The organism is Paenibacillus sp. FSL M8-0142, from assembly GCF_038597315.1.
GTDB classification, from domain to species: Bacteria; Bacillota; Bacilli; order Paenibacillales; family Paenibacillaceae; genus Paenibacillus_AQ; species Paenibacillus_AQ lactis.
This window is the reverse complement of the sequence record NZ_CP152008.1, coordinates 3,151,927-3,176,854: the sequence shown is the minus strand read 5'-3', so window position 1 is coordinate 3,176,854 and position 24,928 is coordinate 3,151,927. Positions and strand designations below refer to the sequence as shown.

23 protein-coding genes are annotated in these 24,928 nt (G+C 47.6%); 7 read left to right on the top strand and 16 right to left on the bottom strand.

Going from position 1 to position 24,928, the window contains the following annotated elements; translation table 11 throughout:
• Nucleotides 1-10: 10 nt before the first annotated feature.
• Both NSQ46_RS14800 and NSQ46_RS14795 read right to left on the bottom strand, forming a co-directional pair.
• A complete protein-coding gene (locus tag NSQ46_RS14800; protein WP_007128164.1) occupies nucleotides 11-373 on the bottom strand; it encodes a cupin domain-containing protein in 363 nt (120 codons plus the stop codon).
• A 343-nt stretch (nucleotides 374-716) separates the two neighbouring features.
• Nucleotides 717-1,196 (bottom strand): GyrI-like domain-containing protein, encoded by a 480-nt coding sequence (locus NSQ46_RS14795; protein WP_007128165.1) that lies wholly within the window; start codon nucleotides 1,194-1,196, stop codon nucleotides 717-719.
• A 109-nt stretch (nucleotides 1,197-1,305) separates the two neighbouring features.
• On the opposite strand from NSQ46_RS14795, the gene NSQ46_RS14790 reads away from it, so the two are divergent.
• Entirely contained in the window at nucleotides 1,306-2,265 is a 960-nt protein-coding gene (locus NSQ46_RS14790; RefSeq protein ID WP_341341942.1) for an HTH domain-containing protein, read from the top strand.
• Between the two features lie 56 nt (nucleotides 2,266-2,321).
• On the opposite strand, the gene NSQ46_RS14785 is transcribed toward NSQ46_RS14790, so the two are convergent.
• From NSQ46_RS14785 to NSQ46_RS14760, 6 genes are all read right to left on the bottom strand, one after another.
• Nucleotides 2,322-3,389 (bottom strand): HAMP domain-containing sensor histidine kinase, encoded by a 1,068-nt coding sequence (locus NSQ46_RS14785; protein ID WP_342576922.1) that lies wholly within the window; start codon nucleotides 3,387-3,389, stop codon nucleotides 2,322-2,324.
• Nucleotides 3,386-4,087, bottom strand: coding sequence for a response regulator transcription factor (locus tag NSQ46_RS14780; RefSeq protein ID WP_341341940.1), 702 nt, complete (start codon nucleotides 4,085-4,087; stop codon nucleotides 3,386-3,388). Before NSQ46_RS14780 ends, NSQ46_RS14785 begins: the two co-directional genes overlap by 4 nt.
• A 155-nt stretch (nucleotides 4,088-4,242) precedes the next feature.
• The gene (locus NSQ46_RS14775) at nucleotides 4,243-5,016 is read right to left on the bottom strand and encodes an ABC transporter permease (RefSeq protein ID WP_342576921.1); all 774 of its coding nucleotides are present in this window, start codon (nucleotides 5,014-5,016) and stop codon (nucleotides 4,243-4,245) included.
• Nucleotides 5,013-5,750, bottom strand: coding sequence for an ATP-binding cassette domain-containing protein (locus NSQ46_RS14770; protein ID WP_342576920.1), 738 nt, complete (start codon nucleotides 5,748-5,750; stop codon nucleotides 5,013-5,015). The genes NSQ46_RS14775 and NSQ46_RS14770 overlap by 4 nt, the downstream gene beginning before the upstream one ends.
• Nucleotides 5,751-6,327: 577 nt before the next feature.
• The gene (locus NSQ46_RS14765) at nucleotides 6,328-7,344 is read right to left on the bottom strand and encodes a phosphotransferase (RefSeq protein WP_342576919.1); all 1,017 of its coding nucleotides are present in this window, start codon (nucleotides 7,342-7,344) and stop codon (nucleotides 6,328-6,330) included.
• A gap of 319 nt (nucleotides 7,345-7,663) precedes the next feature.
• The gene (locus NSQ46_RS14760; protein WP_210094825.1) at nucleotides 7,664-8,971 is read right to left on the bottom strand and encodes an ADP-ribosylglycohydrolase family protein; all 1,308 of its coding nucleotides are present in this window, start codon (nucleotides 8,969-8,971) and stop codon (nucleotides 7,664-7,666) included.
• Nucleotides 8,972-9,001: 30 nt separating this feature from the next.
• Between NSQ46_RS14760 and NSQ46_RS14755 the strand changes: the two genes are divergently transcribed.
• The 3 genes from NSQ46_RS14755 to NSQ46_RS14745 all read left to right on the top strand — a co-directional run bounded on the left by NSQ46_RS14755 (nucleotide 9,002) and on the right by NSQ46_RS14745 (nucleotide 12,530).
• Nucleotides 9,002-9,955 carry an AraC family transcriptional regulator gene (locus NSQ46_RS14755; RefSeq protein WP_342576918.1) on the top strand — a complete coding sequence of 318 codons (954 nt, stop codon included), beginning with the start codon at nucleotides 9,002-9,004 and terminating at the stop codon, nucleotides 9,953-9,955.
• A 174-nt stretch (nucleotides 9,956-10,129) separates the two neighbouring features.
• Nucleotides 10,130-10,876 carry an EcsC family protein gene (locus tag NSQ46_RS14750; protein WP_028405971.1) on the top strand — a complete coding sequence of 249 codons (747 nt, stop codon included), beginning with the start codon at nucleotides 10,130-10,132 and terminating at the stop codon, nucleotides 10,874-10,876.
• 304 nt (nucleotides 10,877-11,180) lie between these two features.
• The gene (locus tag NSQ46_RS14745) at nucleotides 11,181-12,530 is read left to right on the top strand and encodes a glycoside hydrolase family 64 protein (RefSeq protein WP_342576917.1); all 1,350 of its coding nucleotides are present in this window, start codon (nucleotides 11,181-11,183) and stop codon (nucleotides 12,528-12,530) included.
• Nucleotides 12,531-12,698: 168 nt separating this feature from the next.
• Here NSQ46_RS14745 and NSQ46_RS14740 read toward each other — a convergent pair whose 3' ends face one another.
• The 4 genes from NSQ46_RS14740 to nirB all read right to left on the bottom strand — a co-directional run bounded on the left by NSQ46_RS14740 (nucleotide 12,699) and on the right by nirB (nucleotide 18,252).
• Nucleotides 12,699-13,217 (bottom strand): GNAT family N-acetyltransferase, encoded by a 519-nt coding sequence (locus tag NSQ46_RS14740; protein WP_341033276.1) that lies wholly within the window; start codon nucleotides 13,215-13,217, stop codon nucleotides 12,699-12,701.
• Between the two features lie 24 nt (nucleotides 13,218-13,241).
• Nucleotides 13,242-13,691 carry a MarR family transcriptional regulator gene (locus NSQ46_RS14735; protein ID WP_341033275.1) on the bottom strand — a complete coding sequence of 150 codons (450 nt, stop codon included), beginning with the start codon at nucleotides 13,689-13,691 and terminating at the stop codon, nucleotides 13,242-13,244.
• Nucleotides 13,692-13,911: 220 nt separating this feature from the next.
• Nucleotides 13,912-16,050 carry a nitrate reductase gene (locus NSQ46_RS14730; RefSeq protein WP_342576916.1) on the bottom strand — a complete coding sequence of 713 codons (2,139 nt, stop codon included), beginning with the start codon at nucleotides 16,048-16,050 and terminating at the stop codon, nucleotides 13,912-13,914.
• A gap of 33 nt (nucleotides 16,051-16,083) precedes the next feature.
• Nucleotides 16,084-18,252: a nitrite reductase large subunit NirB gene (nirB, locus tag NSQ46_RS14725; protein ID WP_342576915.1), complete on the bottom strand. Its 2,169-nt coding sequence runs from the start codon at nucleotides 18,250-18,252 to the stop codon at nucleotides 16,084-16,086.
• Nucleotides 18,253-18,711: 459 nt separating this feature from the next.
• Here nirB and NSQ46_RS14720 point away from each other — a divergent pair, with 459 nt between their 5' ends.
• Nucleotides 18,712-19,938 (top strand): nitrate/nitrite transporter, encoded by a 1,227-nt coding sequence (locus tag NSQ46_RS14720; RefSeq protein WP_342576914.1) that lies wholly within the window; start codon nucleotides 18,712-18,714, stop codon nucleotides 19,936-19,938.
• 125 nt (nucleotides 19,939-20,063) lie between these two features.
• On the opposite strand, the gene NSQ46_RS14715 is transcribed toward NSQ46_RS14720, so the two are convergent.
• Nucleotides 20,064-21,293, bottom strand: coding sequence for an MFS transporter (locus tag NSQ46_RS14715; RefSeq protein WP_342576913.1), 1,230 nt, complete (start codon nucleotides 21,291-21,293; stop codon nucleotides 20,064-20,066).
• A gap of 148 nt (nucleotides 21,294-21,441) precedes the next feature.
• On the opposite strand from NSQ46_RS14715, the gene NSQ46_RS14710 reads away from it, so the two are divergent.
• Entirely contained in the window at nucleotides 21,442-22,056 is a 615-nt protein-coding gene (locus tag NSQ46_RS14710; RefSeq protein ID WP_342576912.1) for a TetR/AcrR family transcriptional regulator, read from the top strand.
• A gap of 166 nt (nucleotides 22,057-22,222) precedes the next feature.
• On the top strand, nucleotides 22,223-22,564 hold the full coding sequence (locus NSQ46_RS14705) for an MmcQ/YjbR family DNA-binding protein (RefSeq protein WP_251534707.1): 342 nt from the start codon (nucleotides 22,223-22,225) through the stop codon (nucleotides 22,562-22,564).
• 6 nt (nucleotides 22,565-22,570) lie between these two features.
• On the opposite strand, the gene NSQ46_RS14700 is transcribed toward NSQ46_RS14705, so the two are convergent.
• The 3 genes from NSQ46_RS14700 to NSQ46_RS14690 all read right to left on the bottom strand — a co-directional run bounded on the left by NSQ46_RS14700 (nucleotide 22,571) and on the right by NSQ46_RS14690 (nucleotide 24,485).
• Nucleotides 22,571-23,131 (bottom strand): dihydrofolate reductase family protein, encoded by a 561-nt coding sequence (locus tag NSQ46_RS14700; RefSeq protein ID WP_251534705.1) that lies wholly within the window; start codon nucleotides 23,129-23,131, stop codon nucleotides 22,571-22,573.
• A 144-nt stretch (nucleotides 23,132-23,275) separates the two neighbouring features.
• Nucleotides 23,276-23,506, bottom strand: a complete 231-nt coding sequence (locus tag NSQ46_RS14695; RefSeq protein WP_007128185.1) for a hypothetical protein — start codon at nucleotides 23,504-23,506, stop codon at nucleotides 23,276-23,278.
• 202 nt (nucleotides 23,507-23,708) lie between these two features.
• Nucleotides 23,709-24,485, bottom strand: coding sequence for an SDR family oxidoreductase (locus NSQ46_RS14690; protein ID WP_251534703.1), 777 nt, complete (start codon nucleotides 24,483-24,485; stop codon nucleotides 23,709-23,711).
• Between the last annotated feature and the right edge of the window lie 443 nt (nucleotides 24,486-24,928).

The following is a 24,928-nucleotide window of genomic DNA, read 5'->3' as shown; positions in this document are numbered from 1 at the left end:
CGTTGTTTCATCATTCCGCCTGACTTTTATGGCGAACGTGCCCCGCGTGACACCACAATGTTACGAGCGGATCGTCTTCGCTGGAACGAAGGTGATGGTCTTCGCCAGCTTCAATAATCAGGATATCCCCTGTGGTTACAACGTGCTCCACTCCATCCACCTCCATGATGCCGTACCCTTGGATTATGATGAACGCCTCTCGATCCGGATGCGTATGTATATCCAAGCCTCCGGGTCCGTCGTTCGTATGGCTTCTTTCGCCGGGCTTCGTGAAAGCGAGACCACCGGCGCATAAATAATCGCCGGGCAGAAGGTCTCCGAGTATATGGCCAGACCTCGTATCCTTCAATTCATGAAGCCGAAATCGTAGCATTTCGGGTTCCTCCTTAATAGAATTTGATCAGCTTGGCTTTCTTGAACATCATACCTTCCGATCGCTTCTTGCAACATGTCGTTTCTTAAGCCGCAGCTGTGTTTTCTTCGAAGGGCGCTTACAATCGGAAAATCATAAATCTATATATAGAGAGAGAGGATTTTTGGATAAATAAAAACCGCCCTCATAAGAAGGCGGTAATTGCTATTATGGAAATCGTGCCCCGTTGCTTCTACACTGTGACCGGCTGTTCTCCTGTTTGATCATCCAGTTCTTGCACCGATCCCAAAAAGGCTGAAATGTTTTCGGTATGTAGAATGGCACAGATTAGATACGGGTCTACTTATTTCCTAACGACAGGAATCCACATTTCACCAAATACGAGGCCGTTTCGCTGCCCCATTTCCACCGTTGCGTTGGGGCCACCGACATAGGCAACCTCCTGTGTTTCCGGCAGCGCTTGTCCAAAGGCGATACCTGTAAGCATCTGACTCAACTCATCAGCGCTCTGCGCTTCTCCTTTTACAACGAGGTATTCCCCTTTAGGAAATTGGATCGCTCTGGTCGCTTCCGGTATCGATGCCTCGGTCATCACGCCAGCGTAATACATCATCTTGTTATTCACGGCTTCGTTTACGGCAAAGATGTAGTCATTTGCGGCCACGGCCTTTAATGTGTCAAGCTTTCCATCTTGTTTTACGGCCTCCCAAAAGTCGGCCTTCTCCTTGTTGATGCCGGCATAGTCGGTGTAATCGCTTTGAAGCTCCGTTCCGATCCCTAATACGATAAAGCTGTCTTTTTCCTCAATACTGTAATTGGTCATATTCCAAACCTTCCTCTTCTTAAATTTATCAAATGATTTGTTTTTTCACTTGATGGGTTTATAATAACTTTAAACCATGTCAAAAAGTGATACTGTTTAGGAGGGCCCGATGAAAAAAGTTGAACGGATCAACACCATCATGCGGTATATCAACAACCGCGCCCACTTTACCATTTCTGAAATCATGAGGGAATTTAACATCTCTCGTTCGACCGCGATTCGCGATATCAGAGAAATTGAAGCGATGGGAATGCCGCTTGTCGCTGAGGTCGGGAGGGATGGAGGATATTTTGTCATGAACAACTCCGTCCTCCCTACGGTCCGCTTTACCGATAATGAGATTAGAGCCCTGTTTATCGCCTTTATGGCCACAAGAAATCAACAACTGCCATATTTAAAGAGCCGTCACTCTTTAGCCGAAAAATTGCTGGGTCTCATCTCGGAAAACCAGCAAGATGACCTGGTGCTTCTAAATCAAATTTTGCTGTTCGAAGGAACTAACCCCAATAATCCGGACCTGCTTGACCTGACTGATCTCCCCCATCCGATGTTGGAACATCTCATTCAAATTCTTCTTGGGGACAGGTATTTAATGCTCTTCGTCAAAGAAGAGAAGGTAACCAAGTCATATCCGATTTATCTCTTGCATCTATATCGGGAAAAAAGCCAATGGCAAATTGATGGCTTGGACCTAGAGGCTGAAAAAAGGCGGATCATCCCTGTCGACAATCTCACTGATGTACAACCATACCCTGTGAAAAAAAGAATGAACAAGAAAAAGATATCCGAGCTCAGTAAGCAGGAGGAGGCAGCCAACCTTGTCCTTGATCTCGGTCCAAAGGCGATTGCCCAGTTCAAAAAATACCACCCTTTGAGGTTTTCGCTTGCTTATACGAATCCGTATCAAACCACAGCGACCTTAAAGACTTTTATCAATGTGCATCATTCAGAAGAAGTAACCGAAATAACCAATTGGCTGCTTTTCCTCGGGGATGATATCAAGGTAAAGGAAATGCCAAGAGAAATTGCAGAAGGCTTAAAAGGGAGATTAAGCGTATACGTACCATAAGAAGCACTCTATCAATTGAGAGATGAAGGGAACATCCGGCGTCCGGTCAGGAACGTTTATTCATCCTTGAAAACCGGCAAGGTAAAATAAAATTCGGCTCCGCTACCATCTGTACTCCTGACCCAAATCCGGCCGCCATGATCTTCCACGATTTGTTTGCAAATGACCAGTCCCAGACCTGCGCCTCCGAACGCTCTGGAACGGGACTTCTCTCCACGGTAAAACCGTTCAAACAAATATGGCACATCCACTTCAGCGATGCCTTTCCCATTGTCTTTGACCGCAATAAGCAGACAATCTCCTTCATCTTTCATAGAAACGGTAATTTCCGTTAAATCTCCGGCATATCTTTTGGCGTTTTCGATCAAATTTTCAAACACTTGGGCAATACGATCAGCGTCCGCCCTTACAAGTCTGGAAGGGAATGGCCGTTCGACGGATAATCCAACCGGAGCATCCTGAAACTCGATCTCGTAAGGGGCTATGATTGCTTCAAGCAAGACTTGGCTGTCGATGACCCGGGCGTCCATGATTAGGTGCCCCGCCTCCAATTGAGCGAATTGAAACAGGTCTTCAATCATGCGATCCAGCTGCTCTGTTTTGTTTTTGATCACGGCCAGGTATTTGCTCACCTTTTGTTCATCGCGTGCTATGCCATCCTGCAAACCTTCGACATAGCCGCGAATCGAGGTTATCGGCGTTCGCAAATCATGAGAGATGTTGGCAATCAGTTCATTGCGCGAACGTTCGTAAGAAGTTTGCTGATCCAGGGATTCCTTCAACCTTGCACGCATTAATTCAAATACGTCGCTGAAGCGTCCTACCTCGTCATGGTAGCGGTTGCGGATTTGAAAATCCAAGTTGCCGTTTATAATTTGCTCCGCTGCATTGTTCAGTTCCTTTAGGGGCAGAAGGACACGTCTTGTAATCACATAAGCCAATATATAGGCGCATAGAAGATACGCCACCACTAGCGTGCCGATCACGAAAATGAATATCCCCATAGTTCCGCCGCTTGGGCCCTGCTCTTTCACGCGAACCCCGGATATCGTCATCAAGATTACAGGAACAAATATAATCCCGGTTAGTGAAGCGATCAGTTTAAAGCGGATTCCGGTCTTCATCGCAAACCACCATCAAGCTTATAGCCTACGCCCCATACCGTTTTGATCAAGGTCGGGTTGGCGGGATCCCGCTCAATTTTCTCCCGGATTTTCTTAATATGGACGGTTACCGTATTCAAGTCTCCGCGTTCTTCGAAACCCCAGACATTTTGAAAGATTTGTTCGCGAGTTAACACCTGATTCGGATGAAAGGCCAAAAAGCGGAGTACTTCAAACTCCTTCGCCGAGCATTGAACAGGTTGATTTCGAACGCTCACTTCGTAGGCTTTGAGATCGAGTTCCAGATCTTTATGTCGGATGATATCCGATGGCGGCATTGGTGACGACAGCTGATTCACTCTGCGGAGCTGCGCCCTGACCCTTGCAATCACCTCGCCTGGACTGAAAGGCTTGACTACATAATCGTCCGCGCCGATTCCTAATCCGAGAATTTTATCGACATCGCTCTTCTTGGCGCTAAGCATGATAATGGGTATGGACGATTCGGAGCGAATCGTTCGGCATACTTCAATCCCGTTTAAATGGGGCAGCATGATATCCAAAATCATCAATTGCGGCCGGGTTTCCCTGAACAATCGAACGGCCTCTAGCCCGTCGCTAGCGACGATGACTTCGAAGTGCTCTTCTACAAGGTAATCCTTTAACAAATCCGCAATTTCTTTCTCATCTTCCACGATCATAATCCGGTCGAGCTGCACGGGTTCACCTCATTCATATCCATATATATCCTTCTCCTGTATCATAACACTCGCTTCGTAGTAGATACCAATATAAGTGAAAGTGAACATGGCCTTCCTTGAAAAAATCGCCTAGTAGCACTTATCGGAAAACCTTGAGCAGGAAGGGCCCCCTCCTATTGGATTAGATCTTTTTTCTTGATGATCAACGCACTGGCGGCATAGAACAATACGATGTATGCTGCGATAATCGCGGTGTTCTGAAACACGGCTTCCCAAGTAGCCTTATGGACGATTTCATGAAAATAGTACATGTGGTTCACAACGGAATAGGGTTTGATCATCTCGAACGCATTCAAGGATTGTGCGGCAGTCAAAATTCCGATGGAGAGCCCAATCGTAGTACTAATGTTCGTGGCCATGACAGCCAATAAAACGACAATCATTCCGCAAGCCATGTACGGCAGCAGCATTGAGAACGTCAGCCGAATCGTTAACCATACCCCTTCCTCTCCTGTGTACTCCTCTCCAGCATAGAATGTATACTCGCCCCAACCGAAGGCAAGCGTTCCAATCGCGTACTCTGCTGCGAGGGATAAAACAACCAGGACTAAGATGAATACGAATAATGAGGCGATTTTGGCATTGAGCCATTCGATCCGTCCGACGGGTCGCAGCAGCGTCAGCTTGAACGTGCCTGCTTTTATATCGCCAGTAATCAAGTCTGCCACGTAAACGGGAATGAAGATGGTCATGAATTGGGCCAAGCTGTTTATGAGCGCTAAAGGAAGGGATTGCCCGTTCGGCGTAACAATGACCGACTTCCATTCCCCGCCAGACTGATAAAAATAGACGGTCATGCAAGCATGGATGATCAGAATGGCTATAAATATATACATTTTCTTTAATCTGAATGTTTTGTAAAGCTCGTTTTGGATCAATCGAATCACGACCTACCATCTCCTTCCGTTATGTCCAAAAAGTATTGCTCGAGCGTTCTGGGTCCTCCAGATGAGAGCAGCTGCTGGACATCGCCTTCCGCCACCAGCTTACCGTGTCGGATAATGCCGATCTTGCTGCACATTTGTTCGACTTCATGCAGCAGATGGCTAGAAATGAGGAAAGTAATGCCTTGCTCCGCAGCAAGCTGCGCGATCATTTCTCTAATTCCCTTCATTCCTTGCGGGTCAAGTCCGTTCGTAGGTTCGTCAAGAATGATCAGCTTCGGCTCGTTTAGAAGCGAGCTCGCAATACCAAGACGCTGCCTCATCCCGAGCGAATAGGAACCAACCTTGTCTTTTGCCCGATCGGACAGTCCAACGATCTCAAGGACTTCTAGCACGCGTCTTCTTGTCACGCCCGTCAGGAGGTTCGCTGTCAGCATGAGATTGTCATAGGCGGAAAGATAGGTATAGAAGGCTGGCTGCTCTACAATAGCGCCGACAAGTGCTATTGCATCTTTAAAATGTGACTTCAATTGATATCCTCCAATCCTCACTTCGCCTGCATCGGGATGGATAAGTCCCGTTAGTATTCGGATCGTTGTTGTTTTACCGGATCCGTTGGTGCCAAGGAAACCGTAAATATCGCCTTCCTTAATCCGAAGATTAAGACCATTGACAGCGGTCCTGGAACCGAAGGTTTTCGTCAATCCCTTTGCATCAAGTAGGATCTTGTTTTCCATAAGCGTTCTCCCCTCATGTCTTAGCGACCTTGTTTTCCTAATCGTAAAGGCTGAACATGAAAAGTTGATTTTTGAGAAATAAAAGATTGGTATGAAAAATATTAACATTCGATTAAGCATAGTCATGTGATCCGGCGCTTATTGAAGGGGCGCATCATGTTCCTTCTTAGGAGACTCTCTCAAGCTAGAAAAGAACACACTAATGACTCCGATGCTTAAGAAGGAATCAGCTGCTATTTGGCCGCCTGATCGGCAATTAATACAAAAGCGGCTATTATGTAGTAAAGGACCATTTTGTCAACTCCTCTCTATATTTTCTAAATCCTTCTCATTAGAATAAATGCATGATCTTAAGAGCTGGCCAGAAAGAAATTAACAGTTTATATCGAAATGATTAACATTCGATAAACTCGCAAAAAAACACCCCCCAAATTATGATTGGGGGGTGTGCTCCAAACATTCACTAAAATCATATATCTTCCTTCTTCATATTTTATTTTGAGTTCGCTATAATATCGACTTATATCTTACGTTCCTCATATTCAAAGGGGTCTTCGCACGAATAGATCTCATGGAACTATCCTTCATACGGGATATCGTCTTCCATGCATTTTATAAAATACGACAGCCGCTCATCACAGTCCGGTTCCTCGCCGGTGTTTTTCATCACTTCGAATGCATCCACAATATTTTCCATGACACACGCCTGTATAAATAATCGGAGCTGATCCAGCATCGAATCTTCCAGCTTGGTCTCGGATCTGTATCCCTCAAGGACCGTTTCAAAGTAATCATCCATAAAGGCTTTACGTTTACCGGCGTCTGGTTCGAACTGGATCCAGCCTACTCCGTTTCCCCAGACACTTGCCAAGTCATACATGTACCAGCCGAAGCATGAATTATCGAAATCGTATACCGTGATTTGCCCTGTATCAAAATCGATCGAATAATTCCCATCGTTGTAATCAAAATGGATCATACCGTAAGTCTCATGGCCTCTGTCCAATCCTTCTAAAGCATGAAGGAGCTCAACCAGCTTCTTCTTCAGCAGAGATAGGGAGTCAGGAATCAGTTTATCGATATATTCGGCATTGAATTTGTCGGAAAAATGATGCCTGCGGTGGACAGGTGTGTACTCTTTTGATAATTGGTGCAGCTTCCCTAAGACTTTACCGCAGTTGTAATAGTATTCGGATATAGGAGCTCCTTCCCGGTAACGATAATGATTTTCCGCAAGCATTTTTCCTCTAGCCTTTTCAAACAGGCAGATAAAAAAGGGATGCTGATTATGGGTAATCTCCTCAAGCAGATTCCCATTCCGGGAGCTGATTACATTGGAGACGCTGCCTCCGTGCTCAAATAAATAGCGGATATATTCAACCTCGGCCAGAAAATCATCCCGGCTTCTGTCAGGTAAGAAAGCGATTCGCAGTATTTTTGCGTCGGCTCCTTCTTTCTCAAAGGCATAAACGACATTCCGCCCTCCTTCATGGGGTGGAATCAGCTGGATTTCATAGCCCTCCAACCCGTACAATTCCAATACGGATGGAAGTAAGTGTGCATCCATGATTTGCAAAACCTCGTTATAATTCATAGCATCTCTCCTTTTTAACTGATAATCTATTTAGTATTTAACTGCAGTGTGTGTATTCATATTTCCTTGTTACATGAAGTTTGAATATCAAATTCGGATTATTACTCATCATGCATAGCACTATTCATCTGCTCAGCTACTTACAGGGTAAACGCTAAATACGGAAGATCACAAGGGGGAAAATGGTTTTAGTTATTCTTCGAAGGCGATCAGCAAGTAAGCTCATAATCAAATAATCGTCTTCTAAAACAAGCAGAAACCGCGATATTCGCGGTTTCTTATGTGAGTTATGCTCTTACCCTCGTAAATGGATCCTCGCTTAAGCATCGTTAAATGTTTGCTCCGCTACTGCGGCAAATCTCTCTACCAGATCGCTGATCTTGAATGTCTCCTTCCCGATCATATACGTCTTTACTGTATCATGGAATGGCGCGTACCAATGGGCAGGCACCCCCTCCTTGCCGACGATCGCACCGACAATGCTGCCCGCGGTCGCGGCCGTGCAATCATTGTCCAGCCCCATCGCCACTGTCTCCGATATGACCTTGGACACGTCCGTCCCTCCGATCATTAATCCGAATACGGTCAAGCAAGCATTGTTGTTCGTATGAACGCTGTGCATACCTTTAAAACGATTGTTCACAGCCTCCCTGGCTTCTGCATAATTCCGGATATCCTTTCCGATGGAGAGCGCCCATTCAATATCCTTATATAGGTTGCACCCTCTAGGAATTTCAGTTAACCCGATGCGCAGAGCATCTACCGGATGATCAACCTCGAAGGCGGCAGCTTGCGCGGCGCTGAAAAACATTTCGCCATAGATGCCGTTCCTTCGATGGCTCAAGTAGGCGTCGCGGTACGCATACTCCGCGGCTTTCGAGGGGATTCCGGGAGCGATATAGGCCCACGGGTCGGATCGAATGTCTCCGCCGATCCATTGACAGTACGGATTGTTCACATCCGCCGCTTCCATCGCCGTCCTGCCTGCCTTCAAGTTAAGAAGGGCGACTTCCTCAGCTGTGCAGGCATACGGCAAATATTTCAACCAGCTCTTCCCCACATCCTCCGTGGTAAAATGTGTCCCATGCTCCTCGGCAATGAGCAGTCCCAGGATCGTGTACGTAACGTCATCGTCAACCGGAACGCAATTCAGACCTTCAAGGGTATATTCATAGAAAGTGCTCTTCCCATATCGCAGATGGTTTGGAGTCTTCGCTTTGGACCAATAGTTCTGCGGCGGGAAATGATCGCCAATATACTCGGCCCAGCTCTTCATTTCATCGACTCCCCATAGTTCCACCGGAGCTCCGAGCGTACATCCGGCGAATCGAGCCAGCATAGCACCTTCCAGCTTATTTTTATAAACAGTCTTATCGAACGATTTCCACATTCTTCGGGGTCCGTCAGACCGTAACGCTTGAATCCCCTTCAGATCATTCGGCTCTTGCGAAGCAAGCGCCTCGTCGACAGGCAGATCTTGCATTTTTTGAAGAGAAGCCTTCATCGCCCGTTCCACTTCCAACAAGACGTCGGAAACGTCAGTTGCACCGTATTCATGAGCCAAACGCCCGTATTCAATGATTCTCGTGGCCAGCTCGTTCAATTTCGGTTCCGCCGGATACGCCATATCAAATCTCCTTCCGCTTTTGCTTTCCTAGTGTATTCGTTTTCAAATCCAGATTATAATAAAACAGATGACAATTCTGCTGAAAAGGAACCAAAAACTATGCAGAAACGACCAACCTCATATGAAGTAATTTCTCAGCCGTATCTACTTCCACCAAGGTTTCCTGTAGATTGGATCGAGAATTTTATCCAGAGAGATGCTGATATCACCTATTTGCACTATCATAATTGCTTGGAGATCGGATATTGCTGCGAAGGCTCGGGCGTGTTTATCGTAGAAGAAAAAATACTGCCCTATTCAAAAGGCGATGTGTGTATTATTTTTCCGGGCCAGCTCCATCTTGCCCAAAGCGTAAAAGGTCAGGTAAGCCGCTGGCATTTTTGCTTCTTGGATCCAAAAACGCTTCTCGGCACTGTATGTCCTCAAGCATGGAATGAGTCAGCTCCACCTGGATACTCACGGTTTACGAATATCGTCAATCCCAGCGACGCTCCCGAGATTTCGTTAATGGCGGAATTCCTTATGAAAGAATTGGGCCAGCAGATGACGGGGTATGAATCCGCCGTTAGAAGCTCTGTTTGGAGCCTGATAACCCTCATTGACAGAATCATCAAGCCTTTGTCTGACCAAGCGTTTGAAGCTGAAGCGATTGATCGGGCTTCCATGAACAAAATTTCTAAATCACTGGAGTACATCTCACAGCATTATATGGAGCCGACAGGAATCGATGCGTTGGCGGCAGCCTGCAATCTCAGCGTCACCCATTTCCGCCGTACGTTCCGCTCCTGTATGGGAATGGCTCCGCTCGATTACCTGATTCATGTTCGAATGCAGATGGCTTCCGCATTGCTGTGCCATACTGACAACAGCATTCTGAATATTTCGGAACAGGTAGGCTGCGCTACCCTATCCAGCTTTAACCGGCATTTCAAGCAAAGGATGGGGGTCTCTCCATCCAAGTGGCGAGCGATGAAACGTCAATGACCTTCGCACGATCAGAAACAATCGAACCTCTATACAGAACCCTGCCCACAATCAGCAATTTATCTTCGATGCGATGCTGGACTTTAGTCGAGGTCCGCTACCTCCTGCGGACGGTTTCGAATCATGGATATATTCGTTATAATTTTGCCAAGTATGTTGGAGGAGCGATGGAGCATGAGCTACGAACATAAAGTACAGAGGGAAATTGCCGACTGGGAACACAAAATGTTCAGACCGCCGGGATGGCTGGAAAAAACATCGAAAACAATCGGCAATCGAATTAATCATTGGATTCCCCCGAAGGTGCACAATATCATAACGACCACCATTCGATCGATCGTGCGCACGGCATTGTTCGGCGCGGAATATACGCCGAGTCGGCAGGTGGAGCGTACTTTGGACCTTGAGGCTGCGGATCAAGAAGCGCAGGAATTATTTGCCCTGTACCAAAAAATTGCGGTTGCCGAAGGGGCTGGAACGGGAGCTGGCGGCATTATGCTTAGCATGGTGGACTTTCCCGCTTTAATTGCGATCAAGATGAAATTTCTGTTCGAGCTGGCTCATGTTTACGGCTATGACACCAAGCATTTCTCTGAGCGGGTATTCATTCTCAAGGTGTTCCAAATGACGTTCTCGGGACCGGAGAACCGTGCGCGGCTGCTCGAATCCGTCAAGCATTGGCATATCGAAAAGGAACAATGGATGTCCGACACCGAGTACGCCCGCAATATGGACTGGGAGACATTTCAGATCGAGTATCGGGACGCCATGGACTTCCGGAAAATGCTGCAGATGGTGCCTGGGATCGGCGCTGTCGCCGGCGCCTGGGCAAATTACACCATTCTTGAGGAGCTGCGTGAATCCGCCATGAATGCTTACCGCCTTCGTAGATTGCACGATGATTTCGTAATTGTGGGTTAAATCCCCTTTCTTTTGCCATAACCACAGTTATAAACATGATGCCATGACAATAGCGGCAGCTAATCTGTATGATTAGCTGCCTTTAAAATTGCCAACTATTGTAACGCTCAAACTCCATCCGAAATTGTGAGCCCCATCCCGAAATTCCAAGACTCCTATATTTTGGTAAACGGAATTATAATCATTTTTGTAACCGCATTCACAGCAATCAACAGCCGAATACCTCGGTAAAACAAAGGAGTGATGCCGTTTCAAGCCCAATTGCAAAGTTGACTTTATCCCCAAATTAAAGGAGGAACTTTTAATGATGCGAAAGGGATTGTCTTATTTGCTGATTCTGTCGTTGCTGCTGACGTGCTGTACCTTCTTCGGTACGAAGGCGGAAGCCGCAGACTACACGCAGGGCATCGAACGATCCGGAAGCACAGCTACCATATGGTTCAAATCGTCCGTCAAGACGAGTTGGGTGGATGTTCATTACAAAGTGAATGACGGCGTGCAGCAAAATTTGAGAATGGCGTACAACGCTGGCAAATCCCGATACGAACAAGCGATCACAGGCATAGCCGCTGGCAACGTCATTGCGTATTGGTTTACTTATAATAACGGAACCCCAGCCTACGACACCAATATCTTTACGTACACCGCTGGTTCCACGCCAGATCCCCCTTCATCCGGTTCCATATATGACATTCTCCCATCCTCGATTCCCATGCCGCCAAACGGTGCCGTCTCCGTAAAGATCATGAACGGGACCCATGGCGCTTACACCGACCAGCAAATATACTGGGGCGTCCTCGGCATCAATCCCGTGAACGGTCGTTGGAGCTACCTGGACCTGAGTGGCAATCTGATCCCCATCTCGAGCGCCTTGAATGATGCGCCAGGCCACTTAACCAAGAACGGCATCCATTACGCCAACATTTACCACAAGGTCAGCGATGCTTCCTGGATCACCTTGCCTCAGATTACGTCAGGCCGAATGTTTCTTAGCGTCGGTTCCCCAATGTACTTGAAAACCTTCGATCACGGATTTGCCGGTCCCGATCTGAACAATCCAACGGATCCAAACCGCGATATCATTTTCGATTTCGTTGAATTCACGGTTGACCAGGCAGGCTATCACGGCAATACGACACGCGTGGATGGGTTCGGTTTTCCGATCCAGCATCGGCTAGTCAACAAATCAGGTTCTTTTGACCAAACCGTAGGTGAGCTTGAATCCGAGACTCGAAGCGGAATTTTCGCCAAATTCCAGGCCGAGGTTCCTGCCGAATTCAAATCGCTGGCAACCGTTCAAGCTCCATATCGCATTGTAGCGCCAATTCACGGCTCTTTCGCCCAGGGAGGCGCGAATGCCAACTATTTCGCCGGGTACGCACCGTACAGTACGCAGGATATTTTCCGGTGCGACGGCGCTTTGACAGATGCTGCAACGTGCGCAGCCATCAATCGCCATGTATATACGACGAGCGACTGGAATAACGTGTCAAATTACTATCAAGCCGCTCCGGCTAATTATTACGTAAAATTCTGGCACGACCACAGCATTAACCGCTTGGCCTATGGATTTGCATATGATGATGTCAACGGCCAAGCTGCTTATCTCGAAGTGGGCGATCCGAAGGGCCTGATTATTCGTGTAGGATGGTAAATGATCAATCAAATCTGTTAGATCTAAAGCAAAAACGATGACATAGGTCATCGTTTTTGTTGTTATACCATTAAAACGTTGCCTAAGCCGTACAGACAAGCCGCACCCATCTTGGCGCCCTTTTGCTAGTTATAGCTCAGCTTCAGTGCTATAATCTCGGTTGAAGCGTTACATGCAGGTTTTGATCATAATGAAGTCCCTCTGTTCTTCGTCCCCCATATAAAAGGAATGGGAACCTGTTTGAACAAACCCCATTTTCTTATAAAAAGCAATAGCATTTTCATTTCGTTCCCAAACGCCTAACCAAACCTTCCGTTTATGGCGTTCCGCCGCGATTTCCATGGCTTTATTGAGCAGAAGCTTGCCAAGCCCATGTTTTTGATAGCGGCTCTTAATATAAATCCTCTCGATTTCAAGCGAGTCATTGCCCATCAATTCCGTTTGCGCATCTTCGGTGTTTACCTTTAGATACCCGGCGATTTCCCCATTATAAGAAGTAAAATAGAACTCCGAATAGCTATTGCTTATCTCTTGTTCTAATTGGTTTAAGTTAAATGCTTTGTCTAAATATGCCTTCATATTTTCAGGTGAATTCTGATCCTTAAATGTTTCATTAAATGTTTCAACACTAACATCTTGAAGTATTTCCAGGTCTTCTAAGGTGCATTTTCTTATATGGATCGTCAATCGATCTCTCCTCCCTTTGATAAATCAATACAATCTCTTGTTGCCCTTTTTAACAAACTCCCAGTCTTTCTCTACATTTTTTCTGACCCTCTGCAAGAGATTGAACAGAGTTTCTGCTTCGTTTTCGGATAACCCTTCTAATGCAACCCCATTGGAATAATCATGTTCTCTCTTTATAAAAGGATACACACGTTTCCCTTTCTCCGTTGGAAAGAGCCGTTTGATTTTTCTATTATGATGATCTTCCTTCTTTTCAATAAAGCCGTGAAGCTCAAGCTTCTTGATGGCACGGGCTGCAGTTGTGCGGTCTACTTTTATCATCTCAGCCAGCTTCTCTTGAATGATTCCTGGGTTTTCGCATACCCTCACAAGGTACAAATATTGTCCTTTGGTCAGGTCATATTCTTTAAATTCCATATTGCTAATCGAATCCAATGCTCTTGCAATCATTCCAATCTCTCGAAGAATTTCCATCCAATTGACTCCCTCGTTCTCAATATGTTGCAATTGCAACAAAAGTATTTATTTAGTTTAATCGAATAATGCTGCATTTGCAACAATTAACGACAAAATAATGACCACTTCGATGAGATGCTCTGATTCATCGAAATGGTCATTAGATTGATAGAAGCTGATTTGTGACATCGTAATAGAGGCGAATTATAATCAATGTAGGCGCTTTGTTCTTAACCGCTTATCCTTCCAGGCTGTTTGCCTGCTTTAAAGACCGAATACGAACGGCAGTGGTCTTGAAGCCGGGCATTTTGCAGAACGGGTCCAGCTCCGGCCGGGTAGCATGATTGACGTTCTGTACCCCGCCCCAATGCATAGGGACAAACAGGGTATCTTGCCGAATAGAGTCTCCAACTCTGCAGCGGACCGTAAATGAGCCATGCTCCGACACAACTTCGACCCACTCGCCGTCACGGACCCGATAACGCTGTGCGGTAGTCGGGTGAATCTCTGCGAAATTCTCCAGCTCGCGCGCAAGCAAAGAGGGGCTTCTCCGGGTCTGCACCCCGGTCAGATAATGGGACAATACGCGTCCATTGGTCAGGATTAGCGGGTATTCCTCGGACACTCCTCCCCAGCGCTCTCCTTCTGTTATGGTGAAAACAGCCTTCCCGTCCGGGTGGGCAAACGATTGCTGGAACAGTAAGCCGACCCCAGCCTCTTCGGTAGAGGGGCAAGGCCAGTACACCCCTTCCTCCCTGCGCAATCGGTCATACGTGATGCCGTAATAATCAGCAACCCCGCCTTTGCTCGCCAGTCTCAGCTCATTAAATATCTCTTCAGGCCCGTTGAAGCGAAAGTACAGTCCTTTTCCCAGTTGGTCTGCTATGGAGCAGAGGATCATCCAGTCATGGCGCGCCTCACCGGGAGGCTCACGGCCGGCTTCCCGCAGAAGGACCCGCCCCTCCAGATTGGTCAGTGTCCCTTCATTCTCCAAATAGGAGGTCACCGGCAGCACGATGTCAGCCAATTGGGCCGTTTCGGACATGAACATATCGGCAACCACCAGCAGATCAAGGCTCTTCAAGCCTTCCACCACATGCCCGGCGTTCGGATTCGAAACCACGGGATTGGAGCCCATCACGAAGAGAGACTTGATCTCGCCCTGATGAACAAGCTCCATCATCTCATAGGCCGAGATGCCTTTTCCAGGTAAGCTTGAAGCTTCAACACCCCATACGGAGGCAACGTACTTACGGTCCTCCTCATTCTCGATCGATCTGTAGCCCGGCAGCTGATCAGCCTTTTGCCCATGCTCTCTTCCGCCCTGTCCATTCCCCTGCCCGGTGACGGCTCCATATCCGCAGCCTTCCCTGCCGATTTTGCCTGTGGCTAAGACCAGGTTCAGAAAATGCCGAACCGCAAGATGGCCATCCATCTGCTGCTCTACCCCTCGGGCGGTCAAAATCATTCCTGTGCCTGCCATGCCATAGGATCTGGCTGCCTCCCGGATTTGCTCCAGCTCCAGTCCGCATAGATCGGCAGCCCGATTCAAATTGAACCCGTTCATATAGGCTCTCAGCTCATCATAACCATTTGTCCTGGCTCGGATAAATGCCTCATCCACGAAGCCCTCATCCATGATGATCTTCAGCATGGCATCAGCCAGCAACGCATCCGTACCCGGTCTGATCGGCAGGTGGATATCCGCAATGGCGGCTGTTGCCGTTTTCCGCGGGTCGATGACCACGATCTTCGCTCCGTTCTCTTTCGCCTGGTTAAAATAAGGCAGCAGCGTTGGCTGGCACTCCGCGATATTGGTACCGGCGAGGACAATGCAGCGCGCCAGAGGAATGTCGGCCAGCCTGAACGTCAGCCCCCTGTCAATCCCAAAGGTTTTACTCCCAGCAGAGGCCGCTGCCGACATGCAGAAACGACCGTTATAATCGATATATTTCGTGCCGAGCGCCACTCTGGCAAATTTGCCGAGCAAATAGGCCGTTTCGTTGGTCAGCGATCCACCGCCGTATACGGCATTCGCATCAGGACCGTACTGGTCTGTAATCGTCTTTAGCCGATGGCTTATCACGTGAATCGCCTCGTCCCAGGAACAAGAAACGAGCTCGCCGTTGACACGGATCAGTGGTTCCAGCAACCGCTGCGAGTGGACAGCATGCTGATGCGCATTCATGCCTTTGACGCAGACCCTGCCCTCGGAGGCAGCGTTTGGCACGCCTTCAATCTGGTAGGCAGTCCGTCGCTGACCCGGAACGCCTTCCTCCACTTCAGTAACCGTCATCTTACACTGTACACTGCAAAAAGGACATTGAGTCTCTACCTTGGCAGGAGCTCTCTCTATATCCAAATCCGTATAAACCATCTTAGACCACCTCTCCCTCGATTTCTCCTCCGTCTAACCGGCATAAGCTTTCAACGAACGTCGCGACAGCTTTTCTGCAAGCTCACGCTGCATATCATCGTCAAGCACAATCTCCCGGATCGCAAGGACATCCGTACGTTCCACCCACGCCCACAGCGGTTCATTGTAGAAGCTGTTCTGCCGATACCACTGCAGGCAAGCGGATACGAGACGAACGATGTCTTCCTCTTGCTCTGCAACACCGATCAGCTGTCCTTCACGGACAGGATGCTCCGCATGTCCGCCGAGATACACCTCCCAACCTGCGGGGGAAGCTGAGATCCCGATCCCCTGGACCAGAATTCCAATGGGCGACCCTGTCCCATATGACACGCCGGCACTTACCGGATAAGGAAGCGTTACATCTTGCCAGCTGATACGGAGCCTTTCCCCAATGCGCTGGATGCCAGCCGCGACCGGTTCGGAAGCTTCCCCATCGTCAATACGTATCCGCACGCCCTGATAATACGATTGATCTGCATAAAAAACATGGCTTTGTGCCTTCCTAGCCGCTATCCTCTCTTCATCGTTAACAACGCCCGCCATTTCCAGATAGAATCGTATGACCGGGAGGCATATAGTACATCCGCCCGCCTTCTTCCAGCCCAGTTGCGACATGATGTCCGGGATGGTACGGCAGCCTTGATTCACCGCGTCAGTAATGGTTTGCTTCATTGAAGAATGACCATGAACCGTACAATCACATATAGGAGCTTCCGCCGGCGTTCCGACTGCCTTCTGTTTCTGCGGCTTATCCGTCGTTTTACTGCTTTGCATATATTGGACAATTCCAACCACCATTGGCCGGCATCCGCCGCAAGAAGCGGATGCTTTGGTATGCACCTTTACTTCTTCGGCACTTGTTAAATCGTGGTCGGTTATGGCATGAATGATCGCCGCTTTGCTGACACGGTTGCAAGCGCACACCGTTTCATGGTCCGGCAGCGCTTCAGCCGCCGCTTCCGCCGGGCTGGCAGCACGCTCACGCGGGAGTAGCTCTGCTACGGCCGCGCCCCGTTCCACAAATCCCAGCAATGCAGCTCCTTCCGCCGTATCCCCGAACAGAATTGCCCCGGCAATCTTGCCGTTGTGCATGGTTACTTTTTTGTATGTGCCGCAAACGGCATCATAGTTCTGAACAGCGGTTTCTACGCCTTCACCCGAGATTACGCCGGCGGAAAAAACATCTACACCCGATATTTTAAGCTGGGAGGACGGGATCGACCCGTTATAGGGCTCAGTCTCGTGTCCGCAGATGACGCGGGCAAGCACCCTCCCCTGCTCATATAAGGGGGCCACCAGGCCGTAACTTACTCCTCGGTGTTCCGCGCATTCCCCCACGGCAAAAATGTTCGGATCGCTTGTTCTCATGAAGTCATCTACGACAATCGCCCTCCGCGTTAGAATGCCGCTTCTTTGGGCCAGCTCTATGTTCGGCCTGATCCCCACGGCGAGGACGACCACATCCGCATCAAGCCGCGTTCCGTCCATAAACCGAAGCCCCTGCGCCCTTGTTCGGCCGGTAATTCGCGTGGTGTTTTTCGCCAAATAAAATTGCATCCCTTGGCTCTCGAGTTCTCGCTGAAGCATATCCGCAGCGACGCGATCCAGCTGTCGATTCATGATATAAGGTGCGTTATGAACCACTTGGGTCTCCATACCAAGATGAAGCAGCCCGCGAGCTGCTTCCAAGCCTAACAGCCCTCCGCCAATGACAGCCGCTTTTCTATAGGATTTGGACATTTCGGACATTCTCTCGCAATCGTCGATCGTTCGAAAGGATATAACCCCTTCCTTATCCGTTCCTGGGATAGGCGGTATGAATGGAGATGAGCCGGTTGCCAGGATTAATGCATCATACGTTGCGCGTAGGCCGGAGGCTGTCTCGACGAAACGTCGTTTGGCATCGATATGACGAACGGGCTGACCAGCGAACAAGCGGATCCCATGCCGCTTATACCAGGACCAGTCGTTCAGAATAATATCCTGCAGCGCATGTTCACCTTGCAGGACTTTGGATAAGAGGATCCGATTATAGTTTGGAAAGGCCTCGGCTCCGAAGATCGTAATATCAAGGTGCTCCGGAGCAATCTTTAGGATTTCTTCAACACACTTTATCCCCGCCATGCCATTCCCGACGACTATAAGTTTCTTTCGCTGCATGTTATTCCTCCATTCAAGCCATGTCATCTTCATGTGAGAAAAATACAAAAAATGCCCTCCCCCTGCACGCAGGGAAAGGGCGTCATTGCCTCAAAACTGGCACAGCATTGTGCCGATCTTCGATTATTATGTTAAATACAGATTAGTTCATGTCGATTATAATGTCAATATATATTACATTTTGAGAGTAGTAAATTTATAAATTTAAATTTTTTTAAATTTTTGTGTTATGTATATTGACACCATTTCCCCCTCCTGTCTATAATGTGAACATCAAATCAGCTGAATATTAAGACGAAAGACACAATGACGTGTTTTTTGTCATGGGCAATGTGGCCGCGAATCGTTCTGGAAAAGAGCGACTTGCGGCCTTTTTTGCCTGCGGCTGGGGATTTGGCGATTTGGCTTCATGAAGCCAAGAGAACAGAGAAGAACACATTTGGATGAGGAGTGAAAGTCATGGAGAGGAAAGGTTTTTGGCAAAGCGGGCATAAGCCCTCCCTGTTCGGTGCTTTTCTGTATTTTGATATCAGTTTTATGATTTGGGGCATGCTCGGGCCGCTTGCGGTTATCATTGCCGCGGATTATCCGATGGATCCGGTTCAGAAGGCAAATTTGGTGGCGCTGCCCGTTCTGGGCGGCTCGATTCTCAGACTTGTATTAGGCTTCCTGGCTGATCGTATCGGTCCCAAACTTACCGCTCAGATTGGAATGATGGTCACCCTGATCCCTCTGTTGCTCGGCTGGTTATGGGTAGATTCACTCGATCAATTGTACGTCGTTGCTGTTCTGCTCGGGGTCGCGGGAGCATCGTTCGCCGCTGCGCTTCCTCTTGCTGGTCAGTGGTATCCCAAGGAACATCAAGGTCTGGCAATGGGGATCGCGGGTGCCGGGAACAGCGGTACCGTTCTCGCGACCTTGTTCGCCAATCGTCTTGCCCAGCATTTCGGAAGCTGGGAAGTTGTGTTCGGTCTAGCAATCATACCTATTGTACTGGTCTTCATTTACTTCTCGCTGTTTGCCCGCAACAGCCCGAATCGCCCTGCCCCCAAACGGCTGTACGAATACGGCCATGTCCTTAAACAACGTGATGCTTGGGTATTCTGTGCCCTGTACTGCGTAACCTTTGGCGGCTTTGTCGGGCTCGCTAACTATCTGACGATCTTCTTCAACACCCAGTATGGTCTCTCCGCGGTTCAGGCCGCAGACATTACAACGATCTGCGTCATCGCAGGGAGCTTCTTCCGCCCAGTTGGAGGCTTTCTCGCCGATCGAATCGGCGGCTCTCGAATGCTGATGATTCTCTATGCCGGTGCCGCGATCATGCTGATCGGTGTTTCCTTCCTGCCTCCTCTTTGGGTCGTTGTCATCCTGCTGTTTATCGGCATGATGTGTCTGGGAGCGGGTAACGGTTCCGTATTTCAGCTCGTCCCTCAACGGTTTGCCGGCGAGATCGGCCTGGTTACCGGGATCGTCGGCGCTGCCGGTGGACTTGGAGGCTATGCGCTGCCGCTGATTCTGGGGCGATTGTACCAAGCGACAGGCTCATACGCCACAGGCTTCATCATTTTAAGCTTTATCGCGGCGGCTTCGTTGACTCTTACGATCGTAATGCAGCTGAAATGGCGCCGCAGCTGGCTCCGCAGTGTGCCATCCGGCCCGCAAACCGGATCGGCTAAGGTTTAATCTCGGATTTAGCCATACGTACAGCACATTGAGCAGAACAACTACGTGGAATCGTGTTGTTTTGCTCATTTTTTTTATATGGCGGAACGTAGTCATGTTTGGTCTTCTTAAAGATTACCTTCAATTTATTGCTGATTATTAAGAGAACAATCGGACGTATTCAAAGTACAAGCCCAAAATATCAAGGCGATCATGCTTACTAGAACCCCCAGCATGCACACGCCGAACCACCCTGCCCAAGAATAAATCCAGGTTGACGCGATTGCACCCGTTGCACTTCCAAAGGAATAAAAGATCATGTACCCGGCAGTTAACCTGCTTCTTGCTTCCGGACGAACACTTAAAATCATGCTTTGATTGGTAACGTGAATCGCTTGCACTGCGAAATCCAACATAAGGATCCCTATGATGAAAAGCCACATGGAATGCAGTAGTAACCCGATTGGGAGCCATGCGAACAATAACAGCAACAACGCGATTCCTGTTGTCCGTTGTCCTAATCCCCGATCTGCCAGTCGCCCGGCGCTGCTCGCGGCCAACGCCCCCGCTGCACCTGCGAGTCCAAACAATCCAATTACGCTGTGGCTGAACGAAAGTGGAGGGGAGCTCATCGGCAAAACCATTGAGGACCATAGAATACTAAAGTCCGAAAAAATGAAGAAGGCAAGGAGGCCGCGAATTCTCAATAGGGGGATTTGTACGAATAGATCTTTTATGGAGCGGAGTACTTCCCTGTACGAGTTCTTACTTGGCGGACGTCTTGTATCGGGTGTAACGGTTAGGAACACAAAAGCCAATGAGATCATGATCACTGCCGAGACGATATAAACGGAACGCCATCCGTTCATATCCGCTAAGGTGCCCGAAAAGGTACGGGCCAGTAGTATCCCTATTACAATTCCACTAGTAACAACTCCAATCGTGCGGCCACGTCTGTATTGCGGTGCTCGATCAGCGGCAAGAGCAACAAGCACTTGTGCAACTACAGCCTGGAATCCAACCGTCCCCAAGCCGAGGAATAGAAACCAAGGTTTTGAAGCTAATGCGACGATACTTAATGCGATCGATAATAACACGATCATCCCCGTTACAAGCCGACGCGGATTAAACATATCCCCTAACGGCACCAAGAACAATAACCCAAACGCATAACAAATCTGGGTCACGGTTACTACCGTACCGATGATAGATCTATTCATACCAAACTCAGTAGCCATCATATCGAGCAAAGGTTGGGAGAAATAAACCGTTGCTACTGCCGATCCGCAGATGACCGCATAAAGAAAAACCGCCGCGCTCGATAGTTGTGCTTGTGATTCCGTGTAATTCGGACGAAGCTTAGGGGAACTTGACATTGAATCAGCCTCCTTAAATGTACCGTTCGGTATGTTATTTTGAGACCAATTAACTCACAGAAATGGATGAATGTCAACGTTTAGTTGATTTAATCAATATTCTTCGATAAAATATTATGTACTAAAAGGTATTTAATCAGGAGGGGTTATGGCTAGAATTCGTGAATTTGATGAACAACAGGCTTTAACGGAGGCAATGCATGTGTTTTGGGAAAAGGGATACGAGGCGACTTCACTTAGTGACTTAACTTCTCGAATGAAGATTCAGAAACCTAGTTTATATGCTGCATTTGGAGACAAATTATCTTTGTTTGAATCAGCCCTTCGAAAGTATAACGAAATACACGCTAAATCCATTCGCTTGAAGCTTAACGAAAGTACGAGTGTCAAGACTGCCTTCAGGCGCTTGTTTCTGGAAGGGGCGTTCCCTGACGGAACCCTTGAGCAGAAAGGTTGCTTCTGCATTAATACGATGGTGGAGCTCGCTCCGCACGATGCGAAGTTTGAAATTTTGACGCGAGAGCATCAACAATATTTAGCGGCGATGTTTGAAGATGCCCTTAAACGAGGGATACGCTCCGGAGAGATCGACGAATCGATCAACGATCGGGCGATAGCCCAGTCGCTTGTGGTAGCTTTCATCGGAATAACGGTATTAAAGAAATCCAATCCTAATCGGGAATGGATCGATAGCTGCATCGACTCAGCGTTATCATTACTCACAGCACCCCCACGTAAAGAACGTGACAGTCTGATTAAATGAAAGGAACCAAGTGTCGATCCGTGTTCCTTGCAGCTTCAGCTTGTCCCCCGACAACCATATTTGTTATGTTAATAGTAGTTCTGCGCTTGATGTTGATTAGGAGTGCATACAAAAATGCCGTACAAGCCACGGCATTTTTGTAGGTTATAGGTTGGGGGAGTTATGAATGCGAAGTAGACAGGAAGCCATTGATTACTGTTTGAGTTTGAGCCATGCGTATGAGGATCAACCATTTCGTGATAAAAATTGGACAGTGATTCGGCATCAAGATAACAATAAAGTTTTTGCTTGGATTTTTGAAAAAGACCATCTTATTTGGATCAATGTAAAATGCGAACCCGGCATGCTCGAGTTCTTACGCCAGGCATACACTGCAGTAGCTCCGGCCTTTCACCTTAATAAAAACCATTGGAATTCTATTATTCTTGACGGCACCGTACCAGAAGAAGAAATTCACGACATGATCAAACAGAGCTATCATTTAACTAAAACATCTTCCCGAGGTTAACCCGGTTCACTTTTCGCTTCCATCCAAATGATAGATGAGCTGCACGACTCCTGAGGAGAACGTTCTTGTATTCACCAGCTTTAAATTCAACCTTTGCTTGATATCCACGAACAACGGTTTTCCTTCTCCCAAAACGACAGGGTGAACCGATAATCTGAATACATCAACCAGCCCTAACTGGATAAAGGTTGTAATGAGGCTTGCTCCTCCATATAACCAGATGTCTTTACCCGGCTTATTCTTTATTGCAAGTACTTCTTCAAGAATATGATCGTTGATGTAGATTGCTTTATGATCGTTTCCTGTTTGCGTCCGGGAAAACACATATTTTTCTTTACTGTGAACGATTGACCAAAGCTCATGATCAGCGTCCGATTGATCCGGAACCGGCGTGAATTGGCCCCACAAATCATAACTTTTTCTTCCATACAATATCGTATCGATTTGATTCAAGAAATCCAAAAACCCCATCTCCGGGTCCATAATGCACCAATCTACTTCCCCATTCTTTCCTTCAATATAACCATCCAAAGTTACGGCTAAATCTAAAATGATTTTACGTTTCATGCTTTGTTTCTCCTTTCGGGATTTACCACTTATTCTAGCCCTTAATGATGTCATCTAATGTCATATAACGTATCCATCGAAAATAAAAAAAGCCGCCGATAAGCGACTTTGCATGAAAAAAGTTTCCTCCGGCGCAAGGCGTGGCTATCCCCAAGTCTGCCACACTTGAGTTTCGAGTAAATGTTTGGCTCTGGCGATCACAGATTCGGGAATCTGACTCACCTCTCCCATTTCATAAAGCACAGACATATGCCACCATGCCCCATCCCATTTCTGGCGGGTGTGTTCACCGTGGGCTGTCACCCATTGCGAAGTGGATTCAAGGAATCGTATAGATTCTTCAATTGCCAAACGAACCGTTTGATTGGTTGCCATCCTGCTATTTCCTTTTGGTATACCGCCGTAAACTTTAACCTTGCGTGGATCTCTTCACTGGGTGGGTGGAGCGGCAATCCGTATATCGAACCCGGGTAACTATCAATTCCTAATTGATATCTCTTATAACGCAGCAAAGCTGCCGAGTCGACCATGGATCCGGCAGCTTTGATTTTTTAATCAGTCAACCACTGAGGAGAACTCACCAGAAGCCTCCATCGGAATGAATAATCTGTCCCGTAATCCATTCAGATTCTTCGCTTGCTAGAAAAACGATTAATTTGGCAGCATCTTTAGGTTCACCGATCCGCCCCATAGGGAATCTCGGTAGCAAGTATTCTTTCAATTCACCGTTCATCCATCCAGTGTCTGTTGGTCCAGGGTCTACTGCATTAACGGTGATATGAAGCGGCGCTAATTCGAGAGCAACGGATTTCGTAAAAGTGGAAATCGCCCCCTTGGTCGAAACATAAGCCAAATTTCCAGGTTGAGGTGATTTGTCCTGACCCGATACCAGGTTAATAATTCGGCCACCGTGTGTGCCTTCAATTCGACGAGCGAACTCAACCGTCAAAAGACACGTTCCTCGAATGTTCACGTTATAATGAGCATCGAGGATATCCGCATTGAGTGATCGAAAATCAACATCAACGGAATGGGTTGCGTTATTTACAAGAATGGACGGCAATCCCAGCTTCTCCTGAACTTCATTAAGCAGTATTTCCGGTGCTTCAATCTGCGATAAATCCAACTCCATGGATTCGCACCTTACGCCCAAGCTGCGGATTTCCTCCATAAGATGTTCTGCCCAGTCCAAATCCTCATTAACAAAATAGTCCATGCCTTGATCATAGGCTGACCAATGAGTGAAAAAGATGTCAGCGCCTTCTCTTGCTAATTCCAGGCATATTGCAGTACCTATGCCCATCTCCCGACTGGCGCCCGTAACAATGGCAATCTTATTCATTAATCGTTTCATACCCTGCATCTCCTCACGGAAACGCCGATTGACGTGCTAATGGAGACGTAAGCTCACCCATAAAAAAAGCGAATACCTAAAAAGGAATTCGCCCGGTGTATTTATAGCACATGAACCCAGCGATCCAATAATGGTTAAACAAAAAATGGGAAATTGACCCTTTAATAAAAAAGGGATCAACATATCCTTTCCATTCCTTCACCATTACAGGATATCTGCCATTTTTAGTCCATGCTCCTTTCGTACATCTCCATGCTCATACGGTACCATAATTACGAATGATAGTAAATTCGTTATTAATAAAAACGGGACGGATTTTTAGATGTCAGATTGATCTTCAGGTTGTTGAGAAGGGACCTCGAAATTTTACTTCAACGAGAAAAAGAGCGGGAGCTTCCTCCCGCTCGAATCACATAAATCCATCATATGCATATGATACCAGC

Coding starts and splice junctions, on each gene's coding strand:
- NSQ46_RS14710 (WP_342576912.1), top strand. CDS start 21,442: ATGGCTAGAATTCGTGAATTTGATGAACAACAGGCTTTAACGGAGGCA.
- NSQ46_RS14770 (WP_342576920.1), bottom strand. CDS start 5,750: ATGGAAAACAAGATCCTACTTGATGCAAAGGGATTGACGAAAACCTTC.
- NSQ46_RS14715 (WP_342576913.1), bottom strand. CDS start 21,293: ATGTCAAGTTCCCCTAAGCTTCGTCCGAATTACACGGAATCACAAGCA.
- NSQ46_RS14695 (WP_007128185.1), bottom strand. CDS start 23,506: ATGGCAACCAATCAAACGGTTCGTTTGGCAATTGAAGAATCTATACGA.
- nirB (WP_342576915.1), bottom strand. CDS start 18,252: ATGCAGCGAAAGAAACTTATAGTCGTCGGGAATGGCATGGCGGGGATA.
- NSQ46_RS14750 (WP_028405971.1), top strand. CDS start 10,130: ATGAGCTACGAACATAAAGTACAGAGGGAAATTGCCGACTGGGAACAC.
- NSQ46_RS14785 (WP_342576922.1), bottom strand. CDS start 3,389: ATGAAGACCGGAATCCGCTTTAAACTGATCGCTTCACTAACCGGGATT.
- NSQ46_RS14730 (WP_342576916.1), bottom strand. CDS start 16,050: ATGGTTTATACGGATTTGGATATAGAGAGAGCTCCTGCCAAGGTAGAG.
- NSQ46_RS14735 (WP_341033275.1), bottom strand. CDS start 13,691: ATGGAAATTCTTCGAGAGATTGGAATGATTGCAAGAGCATTGGATTCG.
- NSQ46_RS14720 (WP_342576914.1), top strand. CDS start 18,712: ATGGAGAGGAAAGGTTTTTGGCAAAGCGGGCATAAGCCCTCCCTGTTC.
- NSQ46_RS14690 (WP_251534703.1), bottom strand. CDS start 24,485: ATGAAACGATTAATGAATAAGATTGCCATTGTTACGGGCGCCAGTCGG.
- NSQ46_RS14790 (WP_341341942.1), top strand. CDS start 1,306: ATGAAAAAAGTTGAACGGATCAACACCATCATGCGGTATATCAACAAC.
- NSQ46_RS14700 (WP_251534705.1), bottom strand. CDS start 23,131: ATGAAACGTAAAATCATTTTAGATTTAGCCGTAACTTTGGATGGTTAT.
- NSQ46_RS14795 (WP_007128165.1), bottom strand. CDS start 1,196: ATGACCAATTACAGTATTGAGGAAAAAGACAGCTTTATCGTATTAGGG.
- NSQ46_RS14760 (WP_210094825.1), bottom strand. CDS start 8,971: ATGGCGTATCCGGCGGAACCGAAATTGAACGAGCTGGCCACGAGAATC.
- NSQ46_RS14800 (WP_007128164.1), bottom strand. CDS start 373: ATGCTACGATTTCGGCTTCATGAATTGAAGGATACGAGGTCTGGCCAT.
- NSQ46_RS14745 (WP_342576917.1), top strand. CDS start 11,181: ATGATGCGAAAGGGATTGTCTTATTTGCTGATTCTGTCGTTGCTGCTG.
- NSQ46_RS14705 (WP_251534707.1), top strand. CDS start 22,223: ATGCGAAGTAGACAGGAAGCCATTGATTACTGTTTGAGTTTGAGCCAT.
- NSQ46_RS14765 (WP_342576919.1), bottom strand. CDS start 7,344: ATGAATTATAACGAGGTTTTGCAAATCATGGATGCACACTTACTTCCA.